At 56.8% G+C, this 11,659-nt stretch carries 6 protein-coding genes and 1 pseudogene; 4 read left to right on the top strand and 3 right to left on the bottom strand.

Going from position 1 to position 11,659, the window contains the following annotated elements:
- Positions 1 to 266 precede the first annotated feature (266 nt).
- A complete protein-coding gene (locus tag JRC49_07955) occupies positions 267 to 2,690 on the bottom strand; it encodes a leucine--tRNA ligase (protein QTE72714.1) in 2,424 nt (807 codons plus the stop codon).
- A gap of 924 nt (positions 2,691 to 3,614) precedes the next feature.
- Positions 3,615 to 3,719 (bottom strand): annotated as a pseudogene (locus JRC49_07950) (peptidase).
- 539 nt (positions 3,720 to 4,258) lie between these two features.
- Here JRC49_07950 and JRC49_07945 point away from each other — a divergent pair.
- The 3 genes from JRC49_07945 to JRC49_07935 all read left to right on the top strand — a co-directional run bounded on the left by JRC49_07945 (position 4,259) and on the right by JRC49_07935 (position 8,829).
- Positions 4,259 to 5,431 carry a hypothetical protein gene (locus JRC49_07945; GenBank protein QTE72713.1) on the top strand — a complete coding sequence of 391 codons (1,173 nt, stop codon included), beginning with the start codon at positions 4,259 to 4,261 and terminating at the stop codon, positions 5,429 to 5,431.
- A gap of 180 nt (positions 5,432 to 5,611) precedes the next feature.
- Entirely contained in the window at positions 5,612 to 7,576 is a 1,965-nt protein-coding gene (locus tag JRC49_07940; GenBank protein ID QTE72712.1) for a hypothetical protein, read from the top strand.
- Positions 7,573 to 8,829 carry an acyltransferase gene (locus tag JRC49_07935; GenBank protein ID QTE72711.1) on the top strand — a complete coding sequence of 419 codons (1,257 nt, stop codon included), beginning with the start codon at positions 7,573 to 7,575 and terminating at the stop codon, positions 8,827 to 8,829. Before JRC49_07940 ends, JRC49_07935 begins: the two co-directional genes overlap by 4 nt.
- 48 nt (positions 8,830 to 8,877) lie before the next feature.
- Here JRC49_07935 and JRC49_07930 read toward each other — a convergent pair whose 3' ends face one another.
- Complete coding sequence (locus JRC49_07930) at positions 8,878 to 9,789, bottom strand: helix-turn-helix transcriptional regulator (GenBank protein ID QTE72710.1); 912 nt, start codon at positions 9,787 to 9,789, stop codon at positions 8,878 to 8,880.
- 139 nt (positions 9,790 to 9,928) lie between these two features.
- On the opposite strand from JRC49_07930, the gene JRC49_07925 reads away from it, so the two are divergent.
- Positions 9,929 to 11,569 carry a glycosyltransferase gene (locus JRC49_07925; GenBank protein QTE72709.1) on the top strand — a complete coding sequence of 547 codons (1,641 nt, stop codon included), beginning with the start codon at positions 9,929 to 9,931 and terminating at the stop codon, positions 11,567 to 11,569.
- The last annotated feature ends 90 nt before the right edge of the window (positions 11,570 to 11,659 follow it).

Genomic DNA, 11,659 nt, shown 5'->3' with positions numbered 1-11,659 from the left:
TTCTATTACGAATATGTTACGATGTCAATTGAAAAATTCATAATTCATAATTCATAATTCACAATTTTTTGTGATAGCTCAAAAGCAATCCGTAAGGCATACACAGGGCAGTCTTCAAATACTTTCGGATCAGGCGGCAGAAAAACAATGATATTCAAGGCTTCTGATGATAACCGGCATATCTGCCAATGTAAATATAATTATGAATTATGAATTGTGAATTATGAATTACAAAAAAATGGCGGAAGCATCGCTTCCGCACATTTTTATTTCACTACGATGTTGACAATTCTGCCCTTCACGTAGATTTCCTTGACGATGGTCTTGCCTTCGATGAAGGACTGAACGTTCTTCATGGCATGTGCCTTCTCCAGCACGCTGTCCTGTCCCTCATCCACGCCGATTTCCACGGTGGCCCGGACCTTGCCGTTAACCTGGACAGGGATCTGGATCGTGTCTTCCTTGATCTTCTCCTCGTCCCAGACGGGCCAGGGTTCATAGGCGATGGTATTTTCGTGGCCCAGCAGGTTCCACATTTCCTCGCCGATGTGGGGGCAGATGCAGCTGAGCATCTTCACAAAGGCTTCGGCATAGGCTTTCGGGCAGGTGCCGTTCTTGTAGCAGGCATTCACGAAGATCATCATCTGGCTGATGGCGGTGTTGAAGCCCAGGGATTCAAAGTCTCCGCTGACCTTCTTCACGGTCTGGTGGAAGACCCGGTCCAGGGCGCCGTCGTTTTCCACGGTGATGTTCTCTTCATTCATGAAGAAGGTCCAGACCCGGTTCAGGAACTTCCGGGCGCCTTCCACACCCTGGGGACTCCAGGGCTTGGAAACTTCCAGCGGTCCCATGAACATCTCGTACAGCCTCAGGGTGTCCGCGCCGTACTTATCCACGATGTCGCTGGGGTTGACCACGTACTTGGGGAAGCGCTTGCCCATCTTGATGCCGTTCTCACCGAGGATCATGCCCTGGTGAACCAGCTTTTTGAAGGGCTCTTTCACGGGGCTCAGGCCCTTGTCGTACAGGTAGCGGTTCCAGATCCGGCTGTACATCAGGTGGCCGACCGCGTGTTCCGGTCCGCCGATGTACAGGTCAACCGGCAGCCAGTGCTCCAGCAGTTTGTAATCCGCGAACTCCTTGTCGTTGTGCGGATCGATATAGCGCATATAGTACCAGCTGCTGCCGGCGGAACCCGGCATGGTGCTGGTTTCCCGGAGACCCTTTACGCCGTTTTTGTCATAGTGTTTCCACTCTTCGGCGTTTTCAAGCGGGGCCTTGCCGTTCTTGCCCTTATAGTCTTCCAGCTCCGGCAGGATGAGCGGCAGCTCATCATCCGGCAGGGGGTAAATCTTTCCGTCTTCGGTATGCACCACCGGCACGGGTTCGCCCCAGTAACGCTGGCGGGCAAAGATCCACTCCCGGAAGTGATAGTTGACCGTGCGCTTGGCCACGCCCATCTTCTCCAGCTTGGCGGTGATGGCTTCCTTGGCTTCCTCCACGGTCAGGCCGGTGAACTCCTCACTGTTGATCAGCTTGCAGCCCTTGCCGAGGTAATCCTGCTTTTCAAAGGCATGCTCGCTGACGTCCGCACCGTCGATGACCTGGATCATCGGGATGTTGTGGGCCACGGCGTACTCAAAGTCACGCTGGTCGTGGCTGGGAACGGCCATAACCGCGCCGGTGCCGTAGCTGGCCAGCACAAAGTCGCCGATGAACAGCTCTGCTTCCTTGCCGTTGGCGGGGTTGATGCACTTGACGCCTTCGAGGCGGCAGCCGGTCTTGCCCTTGTTGAGCTCGGTCCGGTCCATGTCGTTCTTCTTGCGGGTTTCTTCAATATAGGCTTTGACTTCTTCCTGGTTCTTGATCCGGGGCATCAGATCCTGTACCAGCTGGCCGTCGGGTGCAAGCACCATGAAGGTGATGCCGTAAATGGTCTCGATACAGGTGGTGAAGATGCTGAATTCGCCGCCGCCGACGATCTGGAATTTCACCTCAACGCCGGTGCTCTTTCCGATCCAGTGGCGCTGCATATCCTTGGTGCTTTCCGGCCAGTCGATCTCTTCCAGGCCCTCCAGCAGCTTTTCAGCGAAGGCGGGCTGGTCGATGACCCACTGCTTCATGTTCTTGCGGACCACGGGATAACCGCCGCGTTCGCTCTTGCCGTCGATGACTTCGTCATTGGACAGCACGGTGCCCAGCTCTTCGCACCAGTTCACAGGCATATCGATGTACTGGGCGTAGCCGTCCAGATACAGCTGTTTGAAGATCCACTGGGTCCACTTATAGAAATCCGGATCGCTGGTGGCGATCATCTTGTCCCAGTCATAGTCAAAACCAAGCTCCTTCAGCTGATGGCTGAAGGTCTTGATGTTTTCCTTTGTAAAGCCTTCCGGATGATGTCCGGTGGTAACGGCATACTGTTCCGCCGGCAGTCCGAAGCTGTCGTATCCCATGGGATGGAGGACGTTATAGCCCTGCATCCGCTTCATGCGGCTGACGATATCCGTGGCGGTATAGCCTTCCGGATGACCGGCATGCAGGCCGACGCCGCTGGGATAAGGGAACATATCCAGCGCGTAGAACTTGGGCTTGGAAAAGTCCCACACGTCCGTACGGAAGGTCTGGTGATCCTCCCAGAACTTCTGCCATTTGGGTTCGATGACTTTCGGGTCATAAATGCGGTCCATGATCTTTCACCTGATCCTGTAAAATAATGAAAGAAGTATAGCACAAACCATGCTCCGGGGCAAGTAAAACAAAGGATTCAGCAGGATAAACACAACAATCATGAATTATAGGACTAAATCGGGATTAAGAAATAATTCTGAATTCTGAATTCATAATTCTGAATTAAACACAAAGCGCAGCGCATGAAGCGCGGCGCTTTGTGTAAATCATTGAAGCATCTGCTGAAACGGCGTCTGTACGGTGGGCCAGATGAGGATTCCGGCGGCCTTGGCCCGGATGTTCTTCTGCGGCGTCATTTTGACCTTCCGGTAAGGATACTGTGTGGAGAAAGGCTCATCTGTCTTTTTGCCGCGGCTGCGCCTGGACTGCTGTCCGCCGGGAACAGCGGTGACGGAGGGTTCCGCAGCGTCGTTCTCACCCGGCACAGGCGGCGGGGTAACGACGGCTTCCGCCGGGGTTTCCGGATCCGCGGGAGTATCCTGCTGCGGCGGGATGACAGGCTGCTCCGGTATGACAGGCTTGGCGGGCTCATCCTGACGGCTGGAATCCGCTGGCTGGACAGGAGTTTCGGGCTGGGCCGGTTCGTTTTCCGGCTCCTGCTGCGCCGGCTGGGCGGGAGTGGAAGGCTGCACCGGTTCTTCCGGTACGGTCTGCTGCTCTTTCGTATCCTGCTGCGCGGGAATGACCGGCTGCTCCGGAGTTTCCGGTTTGGATTCCTGCTTCTCCGGATTGGTCTGCTCCGGCGTGACCGGCTGCTCCGGGGTCTCCGGGTTGTCCTGCTGGGCCGGCGGATCTGTCTGCGCAGGGGTTTCCGGATCAGCCGGATTATCGGGATTTTCCGGATTGCCTGGATTCTCCGGATTGGCGGGTGTGTCCGCGTTTGCCGGCGGATCCTGCGGGTTGTTCTGCCCGGGGGTTACAGGGTTGTCGGGATTTTCCGGAGTGCCTGGATTTTCCGGATTGGCGGGGTTGTCCGGATTGTCCGGGTTATCGGGATTTGCCGGGTTATCCGGATCATCGGGATTGTTATCAGGATCGGTATCAGGCGGATTGTTATCCCCGTATTGAGCCGGCGGGTTATTGATCCGTGGGTCCGGCTTATCTGTGGGCGGATCCATGCAGTCATAAAATTCCTCGACATAGATGACCCCGCCCGGTTGAATGATGGCATGGCAGTGGGAGCAGCGGATATCGCCGGAGTATCCGGGAACTCCGGGCTGCGGCGCCACATAACCGTCCTGGTACTCCGGATAAGGATCGCCGGTGTCGGGATCATAATGATCACAGGCGGAAGAAGGAGAAGCGACGGATGGCAGCAACAGCAAAAGGGCTGCCAGGAGACAGAAAATACGCCTATTCATTTTGATACTCTCCAAAGGAAGGTCGGTCGGGTTTACAGAGTTGTATATGCATATTTTACTATTGAAAACGGTTTTCTGACAAGGCCCCAACATCTTGTGGCAAAGGGGACTGAGTTGTCATGATGATGGGGCTGTGCTATAATCTTCAGTGTATACGCATTTTTGAGCGGAAAGAAAAAGACCCTTCAGGGAGGAGTGAACCCGTCATGATGAAAAGGATCCTGTGTCTTCTTACTGCGGTGATGCTGTGCTTAATCCTGCCGGCCGCGGCGGAGGAGAACGCGAAGGTGGTCACAGCCGCGGAACTGGATGAGCTGCTTGAACGTGTCAGGGCGCAGGCGCTTACCGAGGAGCTGCTGAATGATCCGGCCGGAGAGGATGCCGAAAGCGAGGATGGAACCTTCTTCCTGTATGAAGCTGCCGGGTTCTATGCGGAAGGCACGGAAATGACAGCGGATACGCCGGTCAACACGCTGGTTTTTGACTGCGATGAGGAAAATGTGCTCCGTGGTACCGGCATGAACAGCAGGGTGGAAGATGTTCTGGCCGCGTTTCCCCAGGATAACGCGGACCTGGCCGGTACCCGGGAGGAAGCGATTCTCTATCTCAGGGAGACAGAGGCCGGCTTTGCCTACGGCCGGATCCTGCGGGACGGACAGTGGATCAATACGGTGGAATACGGTGAGGTAGTAACGGACGGGGAAATGTCCTGCCGGACGGCCGTCACCTATTCCCTTGAAAACGGTATGGTTACCGCGATCCGGGTCAGCGGACTGAATCCAGCAGGCGGGGAGCTGATGGACGCCTCCCAGGCGGAGGAGTTTTATAATGAACTGATTCAGCTGGCGGGCTGCGAGGATTACCGGGCGGTAAAAACCAGCCGGAACGGACTGGAGCTGACAGCCCTGGACGCGGAAGAGCTGGTCGTGGGCGGCGTGCCCTATGTGACCATGAAGCCGGGAGACCTGCCCGGCACACCGGAAACAGAAATTATTGACAATGAGGACGGCACCTGGCTGCTGCGCTGCGACGGAGACGGATATGAGGCGGTTTTCCGCTGTGGTGAGCATGGGGAAAACGCTGAAATCCTGAGCTTCACGATCCTGGATGACGGCATCGAAGGACCGCGGAGCGTTCGGATCGGAGACATCTTCAGTGATGACTTCAACCGTTTCCGCAACGGCGAAAATGATATGGGCGAAGATATGACGGAGCTGCTGTACGGCACGGAAGGAACCGCCCCCTATGGCGTTGCCTTCTATGATTTCTCCGCCATGACCCTGCGTTATGTGACGGATACTCCCGAAGGCCCGCAGGTTGAACTGCTGCTGAAGTATGATAATTATTTCCTGACGGAAATCATACTTCATACCAATTAAGAATTAAGAATTCAGAATTCAGAATTTATGGTTAACCGAACTGCAACAATATGATGGAAAACCCGTATCGAAGCTTAAATGATGATCATAAAGGAATTGGCGGAAAAGTAATAATTCTGAATTCTTAATTCTGAATTCTGAATTAAACGAATACCAACGCGAAAGACATTTAAGAGAATTATGAATTACATCGATTTAAGTTGTCCTGCTGAGCTTTTCCGGACGGCGATGCCGACGGAAGAGATCCCCGCGGCCACCCTGACCCTGTTCAACCTCAGCGACCGGGTAATTGTCTCGGTCGAGGTTTTGCTGCGCCTGCTGGATGAGGACGGCGGTGAAACGGAACGCCTTGCCTACCGCGGGCGGGCGCTGAACGGGCGGCCCCATTCCACCTTCCTGCTGACAGCCCCGTGTGCGCCGTCGGAGGAACTGCACTCCATCGATGTGGTCATCGAAAAAGTCTGGTTTGCGGATAACGAGGTGTGGCGGCGGGAACCCGGAAAGTCGATTGCGTACATATCGAATGCCCTGCCGGTCAGCCCGGCGCTGACGAAGCTGAAGTATGCCGCGGGGGAAACCGCCGTCGGCTATCCGGTGGAACAGGAAGGGCTGTGGCTCTGCGTATGCGGCCGGCCGAATCCGGAAGACGCGGAATTCTGTGCCCGCTGCAGCCGCCAGAAGGAAATGATCTTCTCCCGCTTCAGCCCGGAGGCGGTGGAAGCGCAGGTCAATATGAGGGAACGGCAGCTGGACCTGAACAGCCGGAGCATGCGGGAGGATACAATCCGCCTGCAGCGGATCCGTGAAGAGGAATACCAGCAGAAGAAATCCCGCCGGGGAACCCGGATCCGGATCCTGATCGCGATGGCCGCTTCGGTGGCGTTGTGCGCTGGCGCGTTCTTCGGTCTCTCCCCGTGGCTGCGGCTGCTGTCCGGACGGGAAGCGCTGGCGACGGGCAACCCGGCAAGCGCGAAGGAAACATTCCTGCTGCTGGGTGATTACGGAAACGCGAAGGAAATGATCACCGAGTGCGACTGGCAGATTGCCCTGGAGACCGCGGACAGCGGCAATGACGCGGAAACGCTGGCGAAGGCGTCCGCGCTCCTGCGGGCGATTCCGGGAAAGCCGGAAGCCATCGATAAAGCAAACGAAACCGATCTGCTCCGGGCGAGGATGCTGCTGGAGCAGGGGGACTGGCAGGGAGCGCAGGAAGCGCTGCTGCTGCTCCCGGAGGACTACGAAGGCAAGAGCGAACTGGAGCAGAAGGCCGGCATGGCCCAGGCTACCGCGCTGAAGGCTGAGGAAAAGTATGAGGAAGCCCGGACGATCTTTCTGTCCCTGGGTGATTATCCCGGAGCCCGGGAGCAGGCTTCCGACTGCCTGTACGAACCTGCGCAGAAAAAGATGGAACAGGCTGACTGGGACGGTGCGATTGATATGCTCAGCGGCATCCCGGACTATCTCAACAGCCGGGAGATGACCCTCGAATGCCATTATCACAAGGCGGAGGATCTGCTGGCAGCCGGGGACAGGGACGGCGCAAGCCGGGAGTTCCTGCTGGCGGGAGACTGGTCTGACGCCAAGGAACGGTGCAAAGCCCTGACCTATGAGCAGGCGGATGAATACTATGCCGCCGGGGATATCAAGACAGCCCAGAGCCTGTTTGCTTCCATTCCCGATTATATGGACAGCAACGACAGGGACCGGGACTGCCGGTATACCCTGGCCTCTGCTGCGGCGGAGAGCCGGGAGTTCACCCTGGCACTGGAACTGCTTCAGAATATTCCGGATGATTACAAAAAGACCGGATCCATCCGGGCACAGGCGACCTATGAAAAGGCCAAGGCCGCCACGCGCCGGGAGGAATGGACGGAAGCTGCTGAACTGCTGGCCAGCCTTGACCGGCAGGCCTTGAGAAGGCAGTACCGGGATATTGAAAACCTGTATCTGCAGGCCTGTGAAAAAGCCGGGATCAATCCCTATCCCGAGACGCCGGCCCCGCCGGAGACGGACGGCGCGGCAGAGACTCCTGAAGCCGCTCCCGAAACCACTCCCGCTCCTGCTGAACCTGAGCAGCCGGCGGCAGAACCGACGGATACCCCTGCTCCTGACCCCTTCCTTGTGACTGAGGATGAGCAGCAATGAGTGAAAGAAGACAGCGGATTCCTGAACTGGACGGACTGCGGGTGCTGATGATTTTCATTGTCAGCTGGTACCACATCTGGCAGCAGAGTTGGCTTTCCCCGGCCATCGGCTCCTGGAGCCTGGATTACCTGGTGCGTTCCGGTTATATCTGGGTGGACGGCACAGTCCTGCTCAGTTCTTTCCTGCTGTTTCTGCCCTACGCGAAGGCAATGCGCGAAAAGGGCCCCGCTCCGGATACCCGGGACTTTTATTACCGCCGGGCAAGACGGATCCTGCCGGGATATTATTTCATCATTCTCGCGGTGCTGTTCGGCATCGCGATTCCCTGGAAGCTGTATACCACTCCCCAGTTTATGGTGAAGGACGTGGCGACCCACCTGACGTTCACGTTCACCTTCTTCTGGGACACCTACATTGCGACGCCCCTCGGCGCGGCCAGCTGGACGCTGGCCATTGAAACGCAGGCTTACCTCCTGTTCCCGCTGATTGCCCGCGGGGTGATGAAAAAACCGGTGGCAACCCTTTGTATCCTGTGCGCGGTATGCTTCGGTTTCCGGGCCTGGTGCCTGTGGGCGCTGGTGGATTACAGCATGGTGGTCAACCAGCTGATCAATTTCCTGGACGTGTACGTGATCGGGATCCTGGCAGCCATGGCGTATGTGCGGCTGGAGGCGAAACGGACTTTGCCGGCTGTGGCAGCGAAACCAGATGAATCCGTGACGGAAGAGGCCAAACAGCCGGTGGCTGCAGCCGGAAAAACGCCGATTGCCTGGCAGATTCCGGCGACCCTCATTTTTGCCGCGGCATTTTTCGGCCTGCTGCAGATGCTGCGTTTCCAGGCCCGTTCCGGAAATACTCCGACGATTCAGATGAATCAGATGATCTACCGGCCGGTCTATGCGATCCTCTTTACCTTACTGATCCTTTCCGCCCCGTTCGCCCTCTTCCCCCTGCGGAAGCTCCTGGGCAACCGGGTGACCTGGTTCCTGGGCGGGATCAGCATGAACTATTACCTGATCCACCAGACCGTGATTGTCCACCTGAAACGGCTTCGCTTCCCGCCCTCGGTCAGCGATACGCCGAACATGGCCGCGGAACAGCCCTGGCAGAACCAGTATACGCTGGTCTCCTTCCTGCTTTCGCTGCTGCTGGCGATCCTGGTCACCTATGCCATAGAAAAACCCGCAGGGCGTTTACTGGACGCACTGCGGGCTAAACGAAAGGCACGGGTTGAACAGGGAAGTGTGGGATAAAACTCCTATCTCCTACCTCCTACCTCATCCCTCCTACCTCGAAGAAGGTTACTTCTTTTTGACCTTCGGGGTGACGCCGCGGATGGTGGCGCTGGGCACAGAGGCCTGCTTCATGAAAGCGCTGGGGCTGATGCCCACAATGTGCTTGAACTGCTTGGAAAAGTGGTAAGGATCCTGCATGCCGACTTCCACACCGGCCTGGCGGACGGAGCAGTTCTGGTCCCGCAGGAGTTCCTTGGCGCGCTCCATCTTGCAGTGGAGCACATAGCTGAGCGGAGGCATACCGACTTCTGCCACGAAGCGTTTGCGGAAGGTCTCCATAGGCATACGGGAGATGGCAGCCATATCAGCCAGGGAGAAGTTATCCTTGTACTGGTTGGCGCGGAGCATGTCCACCACCTTGGCGATTTCGTGTGAGAGCATGGCGTCCATGGCCACGGGCTGTCCCCAGTGGGACGCGATCATGCCGTAGAGCAGGTGCTGCAGCTGGTAGGTCGCATCGGCTGTACCGCTGTGGCGGACAATCACCTGTACGATCTGCTCCGCCAGGTAAATCTGGCTGGGCAGGGCACCCTGACGAAGCGGCATGTGGAGCAGAGCTCCCATCTTGCGGACGACCATGGGACTCAGCGGCCCCTCCAGTGCAATCCACAGGCAGCGGGTATCTTCCTCCGTGGTGATTTCACAGCGCTTGTCGCCGCCGGGCAGGAAACAGGTGGAACCGGCGGACAGAGCCAGCTCATGGTTATCCCAGAAGAGGACGATATTTCCTTTTTCAACTGCCAGCCAGACCCACTGGTCATGGGCATTGAGCGGCCAGGTCCCCTTTTCCAGTACGAAAGATCCGGCAGAGTGGATCCACGCACCGCTGGCCTGGGTCAGGCTTCCGGGCTTGTGATAGCCTTCCACCGCAAGGGCGGCAAGGTGATCCGGGATCTCCTTCAGTAAATAGGAACGCATGGCATTTCCTCCTGAGAACTTTACCAAATATGACAAATTACGGAACAAGTATACAGCCGGCCGGGGGGTTTGTCAATGCGCAGGAGTTTGAATTTCAAGACAATTTTGGCATATACTGCAGAAAAACTGAGGAATGAGCATGAGCATGATTGACAGGATCCGGGAATATCAGCAGAGCCACGGGACCACATATACCCTGAAACGGCTGGGCCAGAAAGCGGCCCAGCAGCTGCTGGGAACCTATGACCGGCGGTGGCTGCGGGAACGGGCTTCAGAGGAGGAACTGAAGGCGCAGCGGGAGAACCAGCCCGCGGCCGGACTTATCAGCGTGGTGATCCCGGTTTATAACACGGATCCGAAAATGCTGGGCGACCTGCTGGACAGCCTGGAAAGCCAGAGCTACCTGAACTTTGAAGCTGTGCTGTATGACGGAGCGAGCACCCGGGCGGAAACCGCCGCGGTACTGAAGACAAGGGGTGAAAAGGAACCCCGTTTCCGGATTGTCCACGGAGAAGAGAACCGGGGCATCAGCGGCAACACCAATGAGGCACTGAAACTGGCCCGGGGAGAATATATTGTCCTGTGCGACCATGACGATCTGCTGGCGCCGGACGCCCTGTGGCGGACGGCGGAATGCATTGTGGAAAAGCATCCGGATATGATCTATTCCGATGAGGACCGGATTACGCAGAACGGCAAACGGCACATGGATCCGCACTATAAGCCGGATTACTGCCCGGACAACCTGGTGAGCGACAATTATATCTGCCATATGACCGTGATCCGCAAAGCGGTGCTGGAGGATATCGGAGGCCTGCGGAGCGGTTTTGACGGCAGCCAGGATCATGACCTGTTCCTGCGGGTGGCGGAAAAAACAGATAAGATTGAGCACCTTCCCTATGTTCTGTACAGCTGGCGGGAGGTTTTCAGCAGCGCGAGCCACCGGAACCTGCAAATCTGCCTGGAAAACGGATGCCGTGCGGCTGTGGAGCATGAGGCGGCCCTCGGCCGGAAGGTGGACGCCGTCCCGGTAAACAAGGAAATCCGCCTGTGGTATCAGATTCCGGAAGATGTTTCCGTGGAAGCAATCGTGCACGGGGACAGCGAGGAAGAATGCCAGGAATGCCTCGGGGAGCTTCAGTTCCGGACCGACTGGCCGAAGCTGACCGGCAGCATCATTGTCGCGGGAGAAACGGAGCGGATTGCACTCATCAATGAGGCTGCGCGAACCAGTACTGCCGATTACCTGCTGATCCTGGACGCGGGCGTCACAGAAATGAACCGGTATTTTATCCGGGAAATGTTGATGTATGCCCAGCGGGAGGACGTGGCCGGCGTGACAGGCGTGCTGACGGACCGGAAAAAGCATATTACCCACGGCGGCTTCGCCCTGGGCATGGAGCATACGGTCCAGTGCGTCAACGAAGACCTGTTTGTGACAGCCGGCGGCTGGCACGACATGATGAACAAGGTGCACAACATCAGCGCGGTGAGTCTCTGCTGCCTGATGGTGAAGCGGGAGAACTGGCTGGACCTGGATGAAGGATACCGGGGCGGCCTGGCCGCGGCGGATCTGGGCTTGCGGCAGAAACAGGGCGGAAAATGGTTTGTCTTTACGCCCCACGCGCAGGCGGTGAAGGAACCCTGCTCCCTCCTTTTGTCCGGTGAGGAAAGGGATCCGGAAGACATTGCCCGGTATGAGGAGCGCTGGGGAAAAGACGTGTATGATCCCTGCTACAGCCAGCGGTTCGGAAAGAAAAAAGCGAACTACCTATTTTAATTCATAATTCACAATTCATAATTCATAATTATCTTTTCTGCTGCAGAATGACGGGTGTTCCAAATCACTTGAAGGTTCAGGTCTCCGGAG

Source organism: Clostridiales bacterium FE2011 (genome assembly GCA_017569305.1).
Classification (GTDB): Bacteria; Bacillota; Clostridia; order Christensenellales; family Aristaeellaceae; genus Aristaeella.
Note: the sequence above shows the minus strand (reverse complement) of the source record. Positions and strands in the feature narration are given on the sequence as shown.